The sequence below is a fragment of the Halomonas garicola genome (assembly GCF_055382465.1).
On record NZ_AP043931.1, the window covers coordinates 2,185,691 to 2,203,189 of the forward strand.

The 17,499-nt window shown below is 62.8% G+C and carries 14 protein-coding genes, 2 tRNA genes and 2 pseudogenes; 4 read left to right on the forward strand and 14 right to left on the reverse strand.

Going from position 1 to position 17,499, the window contains the following annotated elements:
• Positions 1-78 precede the first annotated feature (78 nt).
• Complete coding sequence (locus ACZ46Y_RS10555; protein WP_311954367.1) at positions 79-960, forward strand: NAD(P)-dependent oxidoreductase; 882 nt, start codon at positions 79-81, stop codon at positions 958-960.
• Positions 961-1,397: 437 nt separating this feature from the next.
• Here the strand turns inward: ACZ46Y_RS10555 and ACZ46Y_RS10560 are convergent.
• From ACZ46Y_RS10560 to ACZ46Y_RS10575, 4 genes and pseudogenes are all read right to left on the reverse strand, one after another.
• Positions 1,398-1,473 (reverse strand) — tRNA-Glu (locus ACZ46Y_RS10560).
• A gap of 58 nt (positions 1,474-1,531) precedes the next feature.
• Positions 1,532-1,607, reverse strand: a tRNA-Ala gene (locus ACZ46Y_RS10565).
• Between the two features lie 127 nt (positions 1,608-1,734).
• The gene (gene gltX, locus ACZ46Y_RS10570; protein WP_311954363.1) at positions 1,735-3,216 is read right to left on the reverse strand and encodes a glutamate--tRNA ligase; all 1,482 of its coding nucleotides are present in this window, start codon (positions 3,214-3,216) and stop codon (positions 1,735-1,737) included.
• 140 nt (positions 3,217-3,356) lie between these two features.
• Positions 3,357-3,839, reverse strand: a pseudogene (locus tag ACZ46Y_RS10575) (IS5 family transposase); the annotation flags it as partial.
• A gap of 104 nt (positions 3,840-3,943) precedes the next feature.
• Between ACZ46Y_RS10575 and ACZ46Y_RS10580 the strand changes: the two are divergent.
• The gene (locus tag ACZ46Y_RS10580; RefSeq protein ID WP_376717491.1) at positions 3,944-5,323 is read left to right on the forward strand and encodes an IS1380 family transposase; all 1,380 of its coding nucleotides are present in this window, start codon (positions 3,944-3,946) and stop codon (positions 5,321-5,323) included.
• Positions 5,324-5,555: 232 nt separating this feature from the next.
• On the opposite strand, the pseudogene ACZ46Y_RS10585 reads toward ACZ46Y_RS10580, so the two are convergent.
• From ACZ46Y_RS10585 to ACZ46Y_RS10610, 6 genes and pseudogenes are all read right to left on the reverse strand, one after another.
• Positions 5,556-5,828, reverse strand: a pseudogene (locus tag ACZ46Y_RS10585) (transposase); the annotation flags it as partial.
• A gap of 91 nt (positions 5,829-5,919) precedes the next feature.
• A complete protein-coding gene (locus ACZ46Y_RS10590) occupies positions 5,920-6,510 on the reverse strand; it encodes a hypothetical protein (RefSeq protein WP_311956342.1) in 591 nt (196 codons plus the stop codon).
• 12 nt (positions 6,511-6,522) lie between these two features.
• Complete coding sequence (locus ACZ46Y_RS10595; protein WP_311956341.1) at positions 6,523-7,581, reverse strand: L,D-transpeptidase family protein; 1,059 nt, start codon at positions 7,579-7,581, stop codon at positions 6,523-6,525.
• Between the two features lie 140 nt (positions 7,582-7,721).
• The gene (locus tag ACZ46Y_RS10600; protein WP_311956340.1) at positions 7,722-8,546 is read right to left on the reverse strand and encodes a TlpA disulfide reductase family protein; all 825 of its coding nucleotides are present in this window, start codon (positions 8,544-8,546) and stop codon (positions 7,722-7,724) included.
• Between the two features lie 170 nt (positions 8,547-8,716).
• Positions 8,717-8,998 (reverse strand): addiction module antidote protein, encoded by a 282-nt coding sequence (locus ACZ46Y_RS10605; protein WP_311956339.1) that lies wholly within the window; start codon positions 8,996-8,998, stop codon positions 8,717-8,719.
• Complete coding sequence (locus ACZ46Y_RS10610) at positions 8,995-9,297, reverse strand: type II toxin-antitoxin system RelE/ParE family toxin (protein WP_311956337.1); 303 nt, start codon at positions 9,295-9,297, stop codon at positions 8,995-8,997. The genes ACZ46Y_RS10605 and ACZ46Y_RS10610 overlap by 4 nt, the downstream gene beginning before the upstream one ends.
• 216 nt (positions 9,298-9,513) lie before the next feature.
• Here ACZ46Y_RS10610 and dusA point away from each other — a divergent pair, with 216 nt between their 5' ends.
• Positions 9,514-10,515, forward strand: coding sequence for a tRNA dihydrouridine(20/20a) synthase DusA (dusA, locus tag ACZ46Y_RS10615; RefSeq protein WP_311956343.1), 1,002 nt, complete (start codon positions 9,514-9,516; stop codon positions 10,513-10,515).
• Here the strand turns inward: dusA and ACZ46Y_RS10620 are convergent.
• Positions 10,493-11,356 (reverse strand): succinylglutamate desuccinylase/aspartoacylase family protein, encoded by an 864-nt coding sequence (locus tag ACZ46Y_RS10620; protein ID WP_311956335.1) that lies wholly within the window; start codon positions 11,354-11,356, stop codon positions 10,493-10,495. The two genes, dusA and ACZ46Y_RS10620, sit on opposite strands and share 23 nt — an antisense overlap.
• A gap of 90 nt (positions 11,357-11,446) precedes the next feature.
• Between ACZ46Y_RS10620 and ACZ46Y_RS10625 the strand changes: the two genes are divergently transcribed.
• A complete protein-coding gene (locus ACZ46Y_RS10625; protein WP_311956333.1) occupies positions 11,447-12,082 on the forward strand; it encodes a TetR family transcriptional regulator in 636 nt (211 codons plus the stop codon).
• On the opposite strand, the gene ACZ46Y_RS10630 is transcribed toward ACZ46Y_RS10625, so the two are convergent.
• The 3 genes from ACZ46Y_RS10630 to ACZ46Y_RS10640 all read right to left on the reverse strand — a co-directional run bounded on the left by ACZ46Y_RS10630 (position 12,073) and on the right by ACZ46Y_RS10640 (position 17,424).
• Positions 12,073-12,738, reverse strand: coding sequence for a hypothetical protein (locus tag ACZ46Y_RS10630; protein WP_311956332.1), 666 nt, complete (start codon positions 12,736-12,738; stop codon positions 12,073-12,075). The two genes, ACZ46Y_RS10625 and ACZ46Y_RS10630, sit on opposite strands and share 10 nt — an antisense overlap.
• A gap of 184 nt (positions 12,739-12,922) precedes the next feature.
• Complete coding sequence (locus ACZ46Y_RS10635) at positions 12,923-16,105, reverse strand: efflux RND transporter permease subunit (RefSeq protein ID WP_311956329.1); 3,183 nt, start codon at positions 16,103-16,105, stop codon at positions 12,923-12,925.
• Positions 16,105-17,424 (reverse strand): efflux RND transporter periplasmic adaptor subunit, encoded by a 1,320-nt coding sequence (locus ACZ46Y_RS10640; protein WP_311956326.1) that lies wholly within the window; start codon positions 17,422-17,424, stop codon positions 16,105-16,107. The genes ACZ46Y_RS10635 and ACZ46Y_RS10640 overlap by 1 nt, the downstream gene beginning before the upstream one ends.
• Positions 17,425-17,499: the final 75 nt, after the last annotated feature.

A 17,499-nucleotide genomic window follows, 5' to 3' on the forward strand; every position in this document is an offset into this window, starting at 1 on the left:
GGCCACCTGCGGTGGCCTTTTGCGTGGGCGATCCAGTAACTTGACCTCTCCCTTTTTACCAGCAGGAGCCACCAGCCTATGCGTCCCGTCTCCACCGTTGCCTTTATCGGCCTTGGCGTCATGGGCGGCCCCATGGCCGGCCATCTGGCACGTCAGGGATTTACCCTGCGCGTCTATAACCGCACCGCCGGCAAAGCCGACGCCTGGGTCGAGCAATACGGCGGCAGCGCCCACGACACCCCCGCCGAGGCGGCCGAAGGCGCCGATTTGGTGCTCAGCTGCGTGGGCAACGACAACGACGTCCGCGACGTCACCACCGGCGAACAAGGCGCGCTTTGGGGCATGTCGCCCGGTGCTTTTCTGGTCGACCACACCACCGCCTCCGCTGACCTGGCGCTGGAGCTAGCTGAGGCCTGCCGGCAGCGCGATATCGGCTTTATTGACGCCCCGGTCTCCGGCGGCCAGCAGGGAGCGGAAAACGGCGCGCTGACGATCATGTGCGGCGGCGAGGATGCGCTGTTCCAGCACCTTGAGCCGGTCTTGGCCCACTACTCGCGCGCGGTGACGCTCATGGGGCCGGCGAGCAGCGGCCAGCTGACCAAAATGGTCAATCAGATCTGCGTGGCCGGGCTGGTACAAAGCCTCTCTGAAGGGCTGAATTTTGCCCGGCAGGCAGGGCTTGATGGCCACCGCGTGATGGAGGTGCTCTCCAAGGGGGCGGCCGGCTCCTGGCAGATGGAAAATCGTCATCGGACCATGCTCGCCGGCGACTACGATCACGGCTTTGCCGTGGACTGGATGCGCAAGGACCTTGATATCTGCCTGGGTGAAGCACGCCGGCTGAACGCTGCTCTCCCGGTTACCGCGCTGGTGGATCAGTTCTATGCCGAACTGCAGCGCCAGAGCGACGGACGCCGGGACATCACGGCGCTTTTGAAGCGCCTGCAAGCGCCCGAATGACCCTTGACATTTTCTGAAAATGACGTCGATCGGGGTTTTCCACACTTACTGTGGATAACCCTGTTTACAACCGTTAGAAAACGTTCTCTAGTCGGCATGCAGAGCGGCTCTGCCTTAAATTGGTTATTTTTTAACCTTCAGTAAGTCATTGTTTTAAAACAAAATAAAGATATCAAGCCTTTTTTCGGCCAATAATAGGCAGTTGTGCACAGCGCCCCTTCGCGGAACAGACGAAGTGGACAAGTCAAGCGCAAAACGGCGCAAAAACGCCTTTTTTTGAGGCCAGGCAAGGCGTTTGAGGCTAGCGTTACCAAGGCCCGGGGCAAGCCGGCACAGCGTCGCTTGGCAGCGGACCCAGCATGCAGAAAAAGCGGATAGCCAGGCAGCAAAAAGCGGCCGGCATCATGCGCGGCAGGGAATCAGGCAGACAGCGGAAGTGGCGTCCCATAGGGGGTTCGAACCCCTGTTACCGCCGTGAAAGGGCGGTGTCCTGGACCACTAGACGAATGGGACGCAAAGATGCCGCAATACGGCAGGAAGCAGAACGCTTCGGGGGAAATCCTGAAGAGAATGGTGGAGCCTAGCGGGATCGAACCGCTGACCTCGACACTGCCAGTGTCGCGCTCTCCCAGCTGAGCTAAGGCCCCACTTGTCTCGAGGACGGAGCGTATAATACTTATGCCCCGGGGGCGCGTCAAGAAAAAAGCGCCGCTTTTTTGCAGCGCTTTTGGCTGCGCGATCCGGGTGCCATTCAGCCAGCATTTTGGCCTTTTGCTAGGCGAGATCGCGATACTCCTTCTCCAGGCGCTTGGCCTGCTTTTTCGACACGCCGCCCAGCACGCTGACGGCGTGACGCAACCGGGCACGGGTCATATCCGAGCCGAGAATGGCCATGGCGTCCATCACCGAGGTGCTCGCGCTCGAGCCGGTGATGGCGATAAACACCGGCGCCAGAAACGCCTTCATCTTCAGCTCGAAATACGCCGCCAGCGCTTTCACTTCCTCAAGCAGCGCTTCCTTGTGCCAGGCAGGCACCGTTTCCAGCCGCCACACCAGAAACTGCAGCAGCTTGACCAGGGTCTCTTTCTCCAGCTTGACCGACTCAAACGACGCCTCGGTAATCGCCGGCAGGCCTGAGAAAAAGTGCCCGGCCAGCGGCACCACCTGGGCAAGCGTTTCCACCCGCGGGCGCACCTGGGGCAAAATCTGCCTGACGTAGTCCTCGTTGAACGCCCAGTCGCGAAGCGCCTGCAAAAAGGCGTCGTCGTCCAGGTCTTCGCGGATGTAGACGCCGTTGAGCCAGGTCAGCTTTTCCAGATCGAACACCGGCCCGCCAAGCGACACCCGGTGAATATCGAAGGCGTCAATCATTTCGCCAAGGCTGAATTTTTCCCGCTCGTCGGGCATGGACCAGCCCATGCGCCCCAAGTAGTTGGTCACCGCCTGGGGGAGAAAGCCCATGCGGCGATAATAGTTGATCGAAGTGGGATTCTTGCGCTTGGACAGCTTGGACTTGTCGGGATTGCGCAGCAGCGGCATGTGGCAGAGCACCGGCATGTCCCAGTCCAGGTACTCGTAGAGCAGCTGATGCTTGGGCGCGGAGTTGATCCACTCCTCGCCGCGCAGCACGTGGGTGATGCCCATCAGGTGGTCATCGACCACGTTGGCCAGATGGTAGGTGGGCATGCCGTCGGATTTCAGCAGGATCTGGGCGTCTACCTGAGCCCAGTCCACGTCGATACGCCCGCGCAGCATGTCCTGCACCACGCAGACCCCCTCCTTCGGCACCTTCATGCGCACCACGTGGGGCCAGCCCTCGTCGGCGCGGCGCTGCTGTTCGTCCGCCGTCAGCGCCAGGTCCTCGGGCTTCAGCGCCAGGTGCATGCCGGCCGCCTTGCGCTCCTCGCGCAGCGCGTCAAGCTCCTCGGCGGTGCGATAGCACTTGAACGCGTGCCCGGCGTCCAGCAGCTTTTGCGCGTACTCGGCGTAGATATCGCCGCGCTCGCTCTGCCGGTAGGGGCCGTGCGCCCCGCCGACGTCGGGCCCTTCGTCCCACTCGATCCCCAGCCAGCGCAGCGAATCGAGGATCATCTGCTCGGACTCCGCCGTGGAACGCGCGCGGTCGGTGTCCTCGATGCGCAGAATGAAGTCACCGCCGTGCTGGCGCGCAAAACACAGGTTAAACAGCGCCACATAGGCGGTGCCAACGTGGGGGTCGCCCGTGGGCGACGGCGCGATACGGGTACGTACGGTCATGGTGAAGTCCTTAATGTCACAAGGGGGTGAGCGTCGTCGACAAAAGCGTGGCGCCATTATACGCACCGCAACGCTTGCCGACAGCAGGCGCACCGGCATGGGGGCAAAACCGGCGCGCCTGCCTAGGGCCTGTTGACGTTTCACATTGGTAGCCATAAAAAGCCGCATGCCAAGGCCACCATGCTTTCGTAATTTCGTTTGAGCTTATCGTAGCGCGTCGCAATGGCGCGATACGGTTTCAATCGAGCAAAGGCATTCTCAACCAGATGCCGGTAGCGATATAACCCTCTGTCCAGATTGGCATTTCCTTTTTTCGAGTTACGCCTGCGTGGAATGACGGCAGCCATTCCTTTGGCTTCGACCTGCTCACGGATACGTTCACTGTCATAGCCTTTGTCAGCCACCAGCGCGTCACCTGCCGGCAAACCGTCAATCAATGCCTGGGCTTCCGTGCTGTCGTGCACTTCACCCCCGGTTATTCTGAAGGCGATCGGCAACCCATAAGCATCCACGGCCAAGTGGATCTTGCTGGTATTGCCTGCACGACTTTTGCCAATGGCTTCTGCGTCTTCCGTGGCAGCTCCAGTGCTGTCTTGGTGAGCCTTGACGTAGGAGCCATCAACCCGGCCTATTCATGAGGCCGGCCTGAAAACGAAGATAGCGGATGGTATTCTCTTGAAAATTCAATGTGTTCCGCCAAGAACCTGAACCAAGAGAGCCATCCGCTATGGGTGAAAGCCTATCTACCTGGACGCCCTCGTGCAACGGCTCCGTCCGTGTCGAGCTGAGCGGCCACCGCACCACCAGTGACAGCGGCGCTCTGCTGCTGCGTGAAGCCCTCGACAACAGCGGTGTGATCGAGGCGCTCGAAGACAATCTGGTCGATCAACGCCACCCGCTACGCATCCGCCACTCGCTGGCCAGCCAGCTGCGAACCCTGGTGCTGCAGCGCGCGATGGGCTGGATCGACCTCAGCGATACCGACACGTTGCGGCGTGATCCCCTCTGGCAGCTGGCCTGCAGCGATGCGCGTGGAATGACGCCACTGGCCCAGGACCGGCCGTCTCAAGCCACGCTGTCGCGGCTGCTGACTTGCCTTGGACGCAACGACAACATCGATGCCGTGCATGAAGGCCTGCTGCGACTGGTAGTCTGGCGCCTGACCTCGCTGAAGAACGGCGAGCGACCCAAGCAGTTGACCCTCGACATCGACGGCCTGCCGATCGAGGTCCACGGTCACCAAGGTGGCTCGGCCTATCATGGCCTTTACGGGGTCCGCATCTACTCGCCGCTGGTCGCCTCGCTGGCCGAAACCGGTGACATGGTGGGCGGCCTACTACGCGAAGGCAACGCCGGCCCGGCCGAGAACGCCGATACCTGGATCCCGCACCTGGTGAAGCGGCTCAACGAAAGCACCGGCGCCCAGGTTCGGGTGCGTATCGACGCCGGGTTCACCGACAACGACACGCTGGAGGCGTTGGAAGATCGCGGCATCGAGTACCTGGGCCGGCTGCGCAGTCACACGGGGCTGCAGACACTGGCGGCGCCGTACCTGAAGCGGCCCCGAGGTCGGCCGCCCGAGCAGCCACGGGAATGGTGTCATGACCTGGAGTACCAGGCCGGCACCTGGCCTGAACCACGGCGCGTGGTACTGGTCGTGCAAGAGCGACCCGATGACCTGCTGTTGCATGCCTTCTTCCTGGTCACCAACCTCAACAAGTTCGACTGGCCGCCGGAGAAGGTCCTGGCACTGTACCGCAAGCGCGGTAGCGCCGAAGCGCACATGGGCGAGGTGAAATCAGCGCTCGACGTACACCTCTCGTCGACGGATCGTGGCGCCTCCACGGTTCAGGACGTGATGGCGCGTAACGAGGTGAGCCTGCTACTCAGCCTCTATGCTTACCAGGTCCTGCATGGTCTGCGTTGCCTGCTGGAGCGGCAGACTCGGCAAGGCTGGAGCCTGAGTCGGATGCGCGAGCAGGTGCTTAAGGTCGCCGCCACACTGAAGCTGCATGCCCGGCGGATCACCCTTCATCTGGGTGCCGCCGCCGATAAGTGGTGGCCGACGTTGCTGAAGGGGCTGCCGAAGCTGACGGCGCTGAGTTGACGCCCGGCGAGACGGCTTCAGGACCTGAAATCGAGCGACCGCTGCAGCGGCCGGCGGTCACGGCTGCTTTGACGGTCGCAATGGATTCCCAAGAGCTATAAGAAACCGGGAAGAAAGCCATGTTCGGGCATTACTCAGCGGCCTCTCGCGTCGGAGAGGCCGATCCTGATGAGCGACGCCGCCAGCCAGCCTCTTCACGCCGCCCAGTCAGCGTCTTCGTGAATAAGGCGGGATCAATGAACAGCCACTCAACATCAGGATCTTCCACCAGAGAGCTGAAAATCCTCATCAGCTTTCCACTCGCTGACCAGGCGTTGAAACGCTTGTAGACCGTGTTCCAAAAGCCAAACACCTCTGGTAGGTCTCGCCACGGGCAGCCAGTGCGCATCCGATAAAGGATGCCTTCCACCGTGGTACGCAAGTCGGCCTTGTCATAAATACCTTGTTGAAGCAGGATAAGTTTCAGCTTCGACCAGTGTTCATCCGTGAGCATTTGTCGGGGCATGGCAGGCTTGCAGTTTGTTGGCGTAGGAACCTTTATTCTGCGAGCTTGCCCCTATCCTGCCAATACCCCTGCCATGAAACGTCAACAGACCCTAGCCTTGGGGGTAGCGCACGCCTTCTTCTTTCTCGCTGTGCCTGAGCTCGCTGCCGATTGAGAAGGCGCGCGTATAGACGGCGATCTGCCCCAGCCCGTGGGGAGCCTCCTTCACCAGCTTGCCTGTCAGCTGCTCGCCTTTATCGCCAATGCGCCGGCGTACCGCCACAGGCTGCACGCTGGCCTCCGACAGCTGAACGCGCACGCGGTAGTCGCCGTCCGGCACGCCGCTGCCAAACCCTAAAGGCCCGGCCTGAAACTGCCCGCCTTGCACCTGAGCACGCTCCTGCCAGCGCGCCCCGCTGGCCGCCCGCTTGATCGCGATCAGCAGCTGGGCGTCGTCGGGCAGGTTGGTGCTCCCGGTCACTTCCAGCCGCCGGTCCGAACGCATGGCCACGTCGGCGCTCATCGTCACTTTCAGCGGCTCAGCGTCCTCGGGCGACGAGGCCGGCTGATCCGCCGTCTCGGCACCGGAGGCCGTCTCGGATGTGCTCCGGGGAGTGGCGTCTTCGCTGCCGCCGCAGCTTGCAAGCGCCAGTACGGCGGCGAGCATCAGCGAATATCCGGTAAGCGCACGCCGTCTGTGCATGGCTGCCTCCGTTTACGCGTCATCGCGCGAGTCGGTTTCATCCCGTTGGGTTTCCAGCGACTGCTGCCAGTCGCGAAACGCATTGTACCAGCGATGCGGCTGTGCCTGAGTCTCAATCGCTGCCTCCGGCAGCGGCGCCAGCGCCGTGGGCTGCCAGTCGCTTGCGGCAAGCACCGCTTCCAGGCGCGTGTAGTCCAGCACCCGCTCCTGGGCGCCAGGCGTTTCGTCGAGCGCGCGGAACACCGCGTCCATGCCCGCCTCCTGCTCGTCAAGCGGGTAGGCCTGCAGGTAAAGACGCTCGCCGTCGCGGCCGATCTTCACCGGCATATCGATGATGTTGACCCGCTCGTCGACGCCCACCCGGGAGAACAGCTGGCGGATGGTGTCCGGGCGCATGCGGATACAGCCGTGGCTTACGCGCATGCCGACGCCGTCAGGGCGGTTGGTGCCGTGAATCAGGTAGCCGGGCAGGTCCAGCAAAATCGCCCGCTCGCCCAGCGGGTTGTCCGGCCCCGCCGGCACCACCGACGGCAGCGAATCGCCCTTCTCCGCCGCTTCCTGGCGGATGGAATCGGGCGGGTACCAGGCCGGATTTTCGAGCTTCATGGTGGTTTTGGTAACGCCCAGCGGCGTGTCGTAGCCGTCTCGGCCAATCCCGATCGGGTAGGTCTCGACGGTCGGCGTCTCGCCTTTTGGCGTATCGGGGAAATAATACAGCCGCAGCTCGGCCAGGTTGATGACCAACCCCTGCCGACGTACCGGCGGCAGAATATAGCGCGCCGGAATGGTCACCTCGGTGCCGGGTTCCGGCGCCCACAGGCTGGTATCCGGATTGGCGTGGCGGATTTCTTCATAGCCCACCTGCTGCTCAGAAGCGATATCGAGCAGGGTATCGCCCTCCTCGACCGTGATGCGATAGACCTCGCCCACCATGTTGCCACTTTCCGGCAGATCATAGTGGCCCGCGGGCGACGCTTCCGCCAACGCCGCGACCGGCACGAAAAACAGCGCCGCGCCAAGCACCCGCACACAAAAGCGCCGCCTGGCGCCCGAGGAAAAAAGAAAAAGCATGGTTGGTATCATCTTGCCGTGAGGAATGGAACCTGACGGCCAAAAGGCTTCCGCCGTCAGGTCGAGTCCGGAAATGCCGGCTATCAGTATATCAGGGCAGCGGGCAGCCCGTCGGGAGAGTGGGCCATGTGCTATCGGCGTCAGGCATCCGGCGCGGTACGCTTGAGCGCGTGGCGCAGCGTCGCCCGGGAAAGCTCGCCCAGGTGGGTGTCTACCAGCTTGCCGTTGGCGTTATAAAACAGCGTGGTCGGCAGCGCGGCCGAACCGGCTTCCTGACCAATGGCGCCCTTGAGATCCAGCAGCACGTTATCCAGCGCCAGCGACTCGTGGTCGAGAAAGTCGTCAATGGTGGGCGCCGTTTCGCCCTGGTTGGCGAACACGAACAGCACGTCGGTGCGCTCCTGCTGGGCTTTTTCCAGCATCGGCATCTCTTTACGGCACGGCGGGCACCAGGTCGCCCAGAGATTGACCACCATCGGCTTGCCGCCGGCTTCCTGCTGCAGGCTGGCAAGGTCCACCGAGGCGTTATCCAGCGTTTGAAGCGCGGCCTGCGGCGGCCGGCTTGCCTGATTTTCGATCAGGCTGATGGCGCCGCCGGTCAGCCCCCAGGTCAGAAGCCCGGCAAACGCCGCCATGAACAGCGGCCGGCGCAGCACGCCGCGCCGCCAGCCCAGGTAAACGCCGTACGCCACCATGGCCAGCACGCCGGCTACGGGGTCAAACCCGCCGTCACGAATATCGATCCACGCCAGCGGATCGGGCCCGTAGCTTGCAAAGTAGCGCCCGACAAAAACAAGGCGCGCGGCGACCATGCCCACCAGCGCCAGGTTGATAATCGTATCGCTGATGGCAACGTCCCGCCGCCCGGCGGATATTTTGCCGGCAATCAGCGCCACCAGAAACGCGAGCACAATCAGCGCCTGCCCCACAGAGATGGCCAGCGGCCCCAACGTCAGAGATAACACCCGTTGCTCCTTTCGCTTGTAAAATTGCGGCTATCGTAATGACGCCCATGCTAACCACACCCCATTAAGCGCCGGTTAGCATAGCCATGCCCCTGGCGACTGCCCCACCCCACCAATAAAAACGCCCCGCACAAAAGCGGGGCGTGGCATAACCGGCGTATTGCGACGGTTCAGGACACCTTGGCATGCAGTGAGAAACCCAACGCTTTGGTTACCTTCATGATGGTGGCAAAGCTGGGGTTGCCGTCTGCCGAGAGCGCCTTGTAAAGCCCCTCCCGGGTCAGGCCGGTATCTCGAGCCAGCTGAGACATGCCTCTGGCACGAGCAATGTCCCCCAGCGCCGCCGCCACCAGAGCGGCATCGCTTTCTTCCATGCAGGCTTCAAGGTACAGCGCCATATCTTCTTCGCTGTTCAAGTGGTCTACCACATCCCATTGGCGCAGTGTGCTCATGGTGCCTCCTTCAACTCCCGTGCCAGCTGTTTGGCCGCCGCAATATCGCGTGACTGGCTCGACTTGTCCCCGCCCGCCAGCAGTATCACCAGCTCAAGGCCCCGCTGGGCAAAATACACCCGGTATCCCGGGCCGTAATGAATTCTCAACTCCGACACGCCTTCGCCCACCGGGGCGTAGTCGCCAAAGTTACCCAGCTCGGCGCGGCGTACTCGAGCCAGTATTTTGGCTCTGGCCCGCGCATCTTTCAGCCCGGAGAACCAGCCCGCATAGGTAGCGGTTTCGCGAATGAGCTTCATTGCGCTAAATGTAAACCATAGTTCACAATGGCGCAAGGCTGCCGCCAAATGCAGCTGAAGCGATGTACTCGAATGCTCAAAAGGCAGTGGCCAAAAAATTTGACCATTACACGACAAGGTGCGCCAATTTTGTCGGGCCTGCCGGTTATTGCGTAGAATACCCGCCATTCGTTTCTGAACGCCCATCCGCTATCGCTCGTGAAAATGCCCATGAACATGACCACCGCTCACCCGGCCAATGCCGCGCGCCGCTTTTCTGTGGCGCCGATGATGGACTGGACTACCCGGGACTACCGGGCGTTTGCGCGGACGCTGACCCGGCGTGCGCTTTTGTACACCGAAATGGTGACCACCGGAGCGATTCTGTACGGCTCGCCCCGGGAGCGTTTTCTGGGCTACGACGCGGTGGAACATCCGTTGGCGCTGCAGCTTGGCGGAAGCGACGCCGGTGAGCTTGCCGAATGCGCGGCGATTGCCGAGGCCTGGGGCTACGACGAGGTCAACCTGAACGTGGGCTGCCCCAGCGACCGGGTGCAGAACAACCTGATCGGCGCCTGCCTCATGGCGCACCCGGAAAAGGTCGCCGCGGCGGTAAAGGCCATGCAGGCGGTAACGACAATCCCCATCACGGTGAAGTGCCGCATCGGCATTGACGACCAGGACGAGGACGAGGATCTGGAGCGCTTCATCATCACCGTGGCGGATGCCGGCGGCGAGATATTCAAGGTGCATGCGCGCAAGGCCTGGCTTGCGGGGCTCTCCCCCAAACAGAATCGCGACGTGCCGCCGCTCAACTACGCCCGGGTGCACCGGCTCAAGATGCGCCATCCAACGCTGCACATCGGCCTCAACGGCGGGCTGAAAACCCTCGACGCCTGCGCCGGCGAGCTTGAGCGGGTGGATAGCGTGATGGTGGGCCGGGAAGCCTACCAGAACCCCTGGCTGCTCGCCGACGTGGACCGCCGCCTGTACGGCGAAGCCAATCCGGCGGCCGAGCGCATGGAGGCGGCGCTGGCGTTTCGCCCCTATATCGCCAAGCGCCTGGCCGAGGGTGCCAAGCTCAACCACGTTACGCGACACACCCTGGGGCTTTTTCAGGGCTGCCCGGGCGGGCGCCAGTTCCGCCGCCACCTGGCCGAAAACGCCCACCGCGACGGCGCCGGGCTAAACGTTTACGACGATGCGCTGGGCCGCGTTAAAGCGCCGGCGGCAGCGTGAGCAGCGACTGAAACGACTCGACCGCGGTTTCGGCCTCGTCGATGGCGTCGAAGCGGGCAATGTGAAACAGCGCTTCGCCCTCGTTGACCAGCGGCAGGCGGGTCATGCCGATGACGATGCCGTCGGCCACCGCCTTCACCTCACCTGGGTTATTGCCAAACGGGCCGGCTACCCACCCCAGCAGATCGCCCTTGGCCACCCGCGCGCCGAGGCGCACCCCGGGGCGCAGAATGCCGTCAATCGGGGCCCGGGCCCAGCTCGAACCGTTGGCCACCTCAGCCGACGCGGGCCGGCGGCGCTGCGCGGCGGTAAGCATGCCCAGCCGGCGCATCACCCGCAGGACGCCGCTGACGCCCGGGGCGATGGCCCATTCGTCAAAGCGTAGCGCCTCCCCTGCCTCGTAGGTCAGCACCGGCGTGGCGTGATCGACGACCTGCTCGCAAAACAGCGCCGCAATGCGCCCGCCAAGCGAGCCGCTTTCGCTCCCGGGAAAGCAGCGGTTGAGGTCGCGCCTGTCGGGTAGGTAGCGGATTTGCTGCAAAAAGCCAAAGACGTTAACCACCGGCACGGCAATCAGCGTGCCGCGCAGGGCGGCAATGGCCTTGACGTGCAGCAGCCGGCGAACAATCTCCACGCCGTTGATTTCATCGCCGTGAATACCGCCGCATACCAGCAGTACCGGGCCTTCCCGGCGCCCGTGCACTACCTCTACCGGAACATTCAGCGGCGTATGGGTATAAAGCCGCGCCACCGGCACGTCGATCTGTCGGCGCGTGCCCGGGGCCACGCTTTCCCGGCCCAGCTGAAAAGGCGCGCGCGCCGGCGAAGGTGTGCTTGTCATGGTTGGCGTTATCCATACACTTTTGAATGTAAAAATTCCGGCGGTGGGGTAAACTGGGGTGGCCGTACTCACTCTTCAGGTTGCTCGACCATGGCCCGAAAAACCAAAGCCGAAGCTGCTGCCACGCGGGAAACGCTGCTGGACGCGGCCGAAGATATGTTCATTGCGCACGGGGTTGCCCGCACGTCGCTTGACCAGATTGCCCGCCACGCCGGCATGACCCGGGGCGCCGTGTACTGGCACTTCAAGAACAAGGCGGACCTGTTTCAGGCCATGCTCCAGCGCGTGCGCCTGCCTTTTGAAGACCTGGTCAAAGAGCTCGACGATACCACCCTTGACCAGAAACCGCTGGAAGCGGTGCGGCTGGCTTGCATCAACGGTTTTGCGCACCTGGAGCAGCCGCGCTACCGGCGCGTGCATTCCATCCTGCTTCACCACTGCGAGACCTTTGGCGACATCGACCCGCTGGCCATGCAAAACGAAATGTCGTCAGAAACCTGCGGCGCGCTGCTGAAATATTTCAACATGGCCGGCAAGCTCGGCCAGCTGCGCCCCTGCCTGGCGCCGGACGTGGCCGCGCAGATCATGCAGGCCATGCTTGCCGGGCTATTTCACGACTGGCTGCGCAACCACGAAAGCTACTCTATTCGTCGCGAAGGGGCACAGCTGCTCGACACCCAGCTGGCCCTGATGCAGCGTACCCCTCCCCCGCTGACTTATAGATGATGCGGTGACGTCTTGCGCTGCAGGGTTAGGCGCCGGGCGTGGGCGCGAGCATCGCGGTAGGCATCTTCGGTGACGCTGCGGTAGGCATTTTCCTCGGCGATAAACTTGACCAACACCCGGTGCTCCCCGGCCTTGGGTATCCTTCCGCTTTGCCGCTTGCCGTGCAGGCGTACGTAACAGCTACGGTCGCTCAGCAGGACGGCATCGGCCCAACCGTCGGCATCCGCCTCATGGGTGACTTCCACCATCTCGCCGAGCAGCGTACGGCGCTGACCGTGGAACCAGCGGTGGGTTTTATGGCACAGGCGCGCTGCCAGCGGTGACGCCAGCGCAAACGCTGCCCACAGCACGGCCACGCCCAGCGGCACGCGAAACAGCCCCAAGGGCAGCCGGCTGAGCACGAAAAACTCAACGGCCAGGGTGAACAGCCCGGCTAAAACGATCAGCACGCTCAGCGCAAAAGTCGCCGGCACGCCGGCAAAGCCAAGCGACACCAGCGTGCTTGCGGTGTGTTCGTGCCTGAGGCTATCGCGCTCAAAAAGCTCGACCGGCACCAGCCGCACGGTGGCGAGCAGCCAATAAAGCACTACCAGCGGCACCAGCAGGCTGAACACGATCATCGGAAAGCTGATAAAAAGCGCGTTGACATTTTCCATATCTTGCCCCCTTCCATTCATCTCTTGCCGTTTCCAGTATAGCCCACAAGTCGCTTATATACTTTAAGGCTTGGCTTTGCCGGCATGCCGACATAAAAAAGCACCGACCCAGTGGCCGGTGCTCAGTCTTTCATATAAGCCTGTTATAGGGGCCTACGCGTCCGGCGCAGGCGCTTTTCAGGGCTTATGCCGAGGTACTATTGCTGTCTTCTTCAGCGCTTTGGTCGTCGCCAGCGCCGCGCTTGCGGTTGGCCCAGTCGGCCACGCCGGCAATCATGGCGTAGTAGCTGGGAACGAAGCAGCTCGAAATAATCGCTACCGTCGCCATGCCAACGGACACCGTGGTGCCGATGTGGTGGCTGCTGGTATCGCTCGCCCCGGTGGCAAGCGCTAGCGGCATCGTGCCCAGGATAAAGGCCAGGGACGTCATCACGATGGGCCTGAAGCGCAGCTCGGCGGCGATAATCGCAGCCTCGCGGATGCTCTTGCCGAGCTCCTTGCGCTGCAGCTCGGCAAACTCCACGATCAGGATGGCGTTTTTCGCCGCCAGCCCCACGACCACCAGCATGCCGATCTCGACGTACACGCTGCTGTCAAGCCCGCGCAGGGCCACCCCGCCGATGCCGCCAAACAGGGCGAAAGGCGTAGCGGTGAGCACCGCCAGCGGCAGCGACCAGCTTTCGTACTGGGCCGCCAGGATCAAAAACACCATCAGCAGGCCAAAGACGATGGCAAGCGTCGCCGCGCCCCCCTGAGTGGATTCCTGATAGGCGGTGCCAGTCCAACCCATGCCCCATTCATCGCCCAGGGTTTCCTGAACGATCTCTTCCATGGTGTCGATGGCCTGGGTGGAGCTGTAGCCTTCCGCCGGCTCGCCCTGGAACTGCGCGCCCAGGTACACCCCGAAGCGCGATACCACCGAGGGCTTGGTCTGGCGCTCGAGCGTGACGAATTCGGAAAGCGGAATACGCTCGCCGTTGCTGCCGCGCACATAGACGTTGCCGATATCGTCCGGCGTCTTGCGGAACTCGTCCTCGTTCTGCAGATAGACCTGGAAGTTGCGGTTCTGATAGCTGAAGTAGTTAACGAAGCCGTTACCGAAGGTGTTGGACAGCGTCGAATAAAGATCCGTCAGCGATACGCCATAGCCCAGCACCTTCTGCTGGTCGATCTCGGCCCGGTAGCCCGGCACGTTGACGTTGAAGGTGGAAAACACCTGGTTGAGTCCCGGGTGCTCGTTGGCCGCCTGCATGACCTTGAGCGAGGCCTCGTAGAGCTCCTGGGAAGAGGCACCGCCAAACGACTGCAGATAGCCGGTAAAGCCGCCGGTGGTGGACAGCCCGATGATCGGCGGCACGTTGAACGCCATCGCTTCACCGCCGTCGGTCTCGGCGCCCAGCTGCATGATCTTGCCTACCAGCTGTTCCGCCGTCAGGTCGCGCTCGGACCAGTCATCCATGTTGATGAACATGATGCCCCGTGCGGTATTCACCGCGCTTGACAGCATGTCGTAACCGGCTACCGCCGAGGAATACTCCACGCCGGGAATCTCCTCGATACGCTCGGAAAGCCGCGACATGTAGTCCCGGGTGCGCGTCAGCGACGCCGAGTCCGGAAGCGAAACGGTAGCCAGCACGATACCCTGGTCCGTCTCCGGCACCAGCGTGGCCGGCGTGGTCTCATAAAGCCACCAGGTCGCCCCGCCCACCAGGGCGGTAAGCAGCAGGGCCACCCCCCAGAAGCGCACCAGCACCTTCACCGCGGCCATATAGGCGGCGGTGATGCCGGCAAAAATACGGTCAAACAGGCGCAGCGGCGTATGCAGCGCGCGCATCACCTTCGTCTCTTCGGTGTCTTTCTTGTTCTTGATGAAAATCGCCGACAGCGCCGGGGTAAACGTCAGCGCCATCAGCGCCGAGAACGCCACCGAAATCGCCACGGTCAGGGCGAACTGCTGGTAAATCTGCCCGGTAAAGCCGCCGAGGAAGGCCACGGGCACAAACACCGCCGCCATGATCAGCGACGTTGCGATAATCGGCCCGCCGACTTCCTGCATCGCGCGCACGGTGGCCTGACGCACGGTCAGGTCCTCCTCGCCGAGCACCCTTTCAACGTTTTCCACCACCAGAATGGCGTCGTCCACCACGATGCCTATCGACAGCACCAGCGCAAACAGCGTCAGCAGGTTGATGGAAAAGCCAAACATGTAGAAACCGGCGAAGGTGGCCAGCACCGAGACCGGCACCACCGACATGGCGATCACGGTAAAGCGCCAGTTCTGCAGGAAGATGAACAGAATCACGCCGACGATCAGGAAGGCTTCGATGAAGGTGTGCAGCACGGTTTCTACCGAGGCGTCGATAAACAGCGTGGTGTCGTAGGGCACCACGTAGTCGAGCCCTTCGGGGAAGCGCTGCTCGAGCTCCTGCATGGTGTCCTTGACCGCCTTGGCGGTTTCAAGGGCGTTGGCACCGGGCTGCTGGTTGATGACGATCGGCGCCATGGTGCCGCCGTTCAGCCGCGCCTCGACGCCGTAGAACGACGCACCCAGCTCGACGCGGGCGACGTCCTCCAAGGTCAGTGAGGAGCCATCGGGGTTGGTGCGAAGCTCGATGTTGCGGAAATCATCGACGTTGTTCAGCCGCCCGCCGGCGGTGATGGTATAGGTAAACGCCCGGGGCTCGCTCTGGGGCGTGGCCGCCAGGCTGCCCGCCGGCACCTCGGTGTTCTGCGAGCGAATCGCCGTGGCCACTTCCGCCGGCGTCAGGTCATACTGGGACAGCTTGTTGGGGTCCATCCAGATGCGCATGGCGAACTCGCCGCCACCCAGCACTTCTGCCTCGCCGACCCCTGGCACCTGGCGCAGCTCGTCAAGGATGTTGAGCGTGGCGTAGTTCTGCAGGTAGACGCGGTCGTAGTCTTCCTGGGGCGAGGTCATCGCGATCATCATCAGAATCGAGCTTGACCTGAGCTCGACCTGTACGCCCTGATCCTGGACCGCCTCGGGCAGCTGGGACAGCGCCCCCTGCACTCGGTTGTTGACGTTGATGGTGTTGATGTCGCCGTCGGTGCCGATGTCAAAGGCGATCGACAGGCTCATCGAGCCGTTGTCGGCACTGGTCGAGGTCATGTAGAGCATGTCCTCGACGCCGTTGATCGACTCGGCAAGCGGCGCCGCTACGGTTTGCGCCACGGTCTCGGCGTCAGCCCCCGGGAACTGGGCGCTGACCGATACCGTGGGCGGCACGATGCTTGGGTACTGCTCGATGGGCAGCACGCGCATGCTCATGACCCCGATCACGGTCAGGATAATGGCAATGACCGTGGCAAAGATCGGCCGTTTGATGAAGAAGTTGGAGAAATTCATTACGACGCGTCCTCGTCATCCGACGCGGCCTGGGACTGTTCGGTATCCGCTGACGACTCGGCGTCTTCATCCGGCGCTTGCTGCTGCTCCTGCTGTGCCTCCTGGGCTTCCTGTTTCTCCTGCTGCTCTTCGGCCTGCTTTTCTTCCTTGGCCTCTTCCATCAGCGCGCCCGCATCGCCGTCAAAGGATTCCGGCTTGATCGGCGTGCCGGGCTTGAGTCCGGCCGGATCGCCCACGACCACGCGGTCGCCGGCTTCTACGCCGTCGCGCAGAATCTGCCAGGGGCCGGCCAGGTCGCCAAGATCCACGGTTTTCGCGCGGGCGGTGTCTTCCTCGTCAACGACAAAGACCTGGGGCCCCATCAGCCCCTGGGTCAGGGCAATTTCCGGCACCGCCAGCACGTCGTAACGCTTGAGGCCTTCCAGATGCACGCGCACGTACTGGCCGGGCAGCACCTGGCCGTCGGGGTTGGCAAAGTTGGCGTTGGCCTGAACGGTGCTGGTGGCTTCGTCGACCCGCGCGCCGAGAAAATCGAGATGGCCGCTAAGCCCGGTGTCGCTGCCCGGCAGCTCAAGCCGGGCGCCAATGTCTTTGATATCGGCGCCGGCTTTCAGCTGGTGGCGCAGCTCGTAGGCATCTTTCTGGGGCAGCTGAAAGCGCACTTCCAGCGGGTCTAGCGGAGTAATGGTAGCAAGCTTGGTGCCCGAATCGACCAGATTGCCGACGTTGACCATGCTCAGGCTGATCATTCCCGATACCGGCGCCGTCACGCCGGCGTAGTCGAGATCGATATTGGCGCTTTCCAGCGCCGCCGAGGCCTGGGCCACGCTTGCCTGGGCCACCCGCCGGTCGGCCAGCGCCTGGTCGTACTGCTGGCGGCTCACCGAGTTCTGGCTGAGCAGGCGCTCGAAGCGCTCGGCGTCGCGCTGGGCGCGCGACAGCTTGGCGCGGGCGCTTTCCAGATCGGCCTTGCGCTGGTTAACCGCGGTCTGGTAGCGGTCGGGCTCGATGCGGTAGAGCGTGTCGCCCTTCTCGACCATTTGGCCCGGCTCGAACAGCCTTTTTTCCAGCGTGCCGGTCACCCGCGCCACCAGCGTGACTTCGTCATCGCTGCGCAGCAGGGCCGGATAGGATTTCTCCAGCGCGACGTCCTGGCGCTCAAGCGTGGTGACCTCGACGGATCGGGGCTTGCCCTGCTGCTCTTCGCCGCCCTGCTGGCCCTGCTGGTCCGCGGACTCTTCACCGCCGCAGGCAGCCAGCAATACGCTGGCTCCCACGGCGGCGGCCGCGCGGCCAACTCTACTCAACGTCGTTTTCATGATGTCCTTGTATCCGTTAACGCCCTGACAGAATGTGCAAAGCCTACAACCATACACACATGAATGTAAACATGA

Excerpts from the sequence above, each read along its gene's own strand:
- gltX (WP_311954363.1), bottom strand. The coding sequence starts at position 3,216 with ATGACCGTACGTACCCGTATCGCGCCGTCGCCCACGGGCGACCCCCAC.
- ACZ46Y_RS10635 (WP_311956329.1), bottom strand. The coding sequence starts at position 16,105 with ATGAATTTCTCCAACTTCTTCATCAAACGGCCGATCTTTGCCACGGTC.
- ACZ46Y_RS10555 (WP_311954367.1), top strand. The coding sequence starts at position 79 with ATGCGTCCCGTCTCCACCGTTGCCTTTATCGGCCTTGGCGTCATGGGC.
- dusA (WP_311956343.1), top strand. The coding sequence starts at position 9,514 with ATGACCACCGCTCACCCGGCCAATGCCGCGCGCCGCTTTTCTGTGGCG.
- ACZ46Y_RS10630 (WP_311956332.1), bottom strand. The coding sequence starts at position 12,738 with ATGGAAAATGTCAACGCGCTTTTTATCAGCTTTCCGATGATCGTGTTC.
- ACZ46Y_RS10580 (WP_376717491.1), top strand. The coding sequence starts at position 3,944 with ATGGGTGAAAGCCTATCTACCTGGACGCCCTCGTGCAACGGCTCCGTC.
- ACZ46Y_RS10610 (WP_311956337.1), bottom strand. The coding sequence starts at position 9,297 with ATGAAGCTCATTCGCGAAACCGCTACCTATGCGGGCTGGTTCTCCGGG.
- ACZ46Y_RS10595 (WP_311956341.1), bottom strand. The coding sequence starts at position 7,581 with ATGCTTTTTCTTTTTTCCTCGGGCGCCAGGCGGCGCTTTTGTGTGCGG.
- ACZ46Y_RS10620 (WP_311956335.1), bottom strand. The coding sequence starts at position 11,356 with ATGACAAGCACACCTTCGCCGGCGCGCGCGCCTTTTCAGCTGGGCCGG.
- ACZ46Y_RS10590 (WP_311956342.1), bottom strand. The coding sequence starts at position 6,510 with ATGCACAGACGGCGTGCGCTTACCGGATATTCGCTGATGCTCGCCGCC.
- ACZ46Y_RS10625 (WP_311956333.1), top strand. The coding sequence starts at position 11,447 with ATGGCCCGAAAAACCAAAGCCGAAGCTGCTGCCACGCGGGAAACGCTG.
- ACZ46Y_RS10605 (WP_311956339.1), bottom strand. The coding sequence starts at position 8,998 with ATGAGCACACTGCGCCAATGGGATGTGGTAGACCACTTGAACAGCGAA.
- ACZ46Y_RS10640 (WP_311956326.1), bottom strand. The coding sequence starts at position 17,424 with ATGAAAACGACGTTGAGTAGAGTTGGCCGCGCGGCCGCCGCCGTGGGA.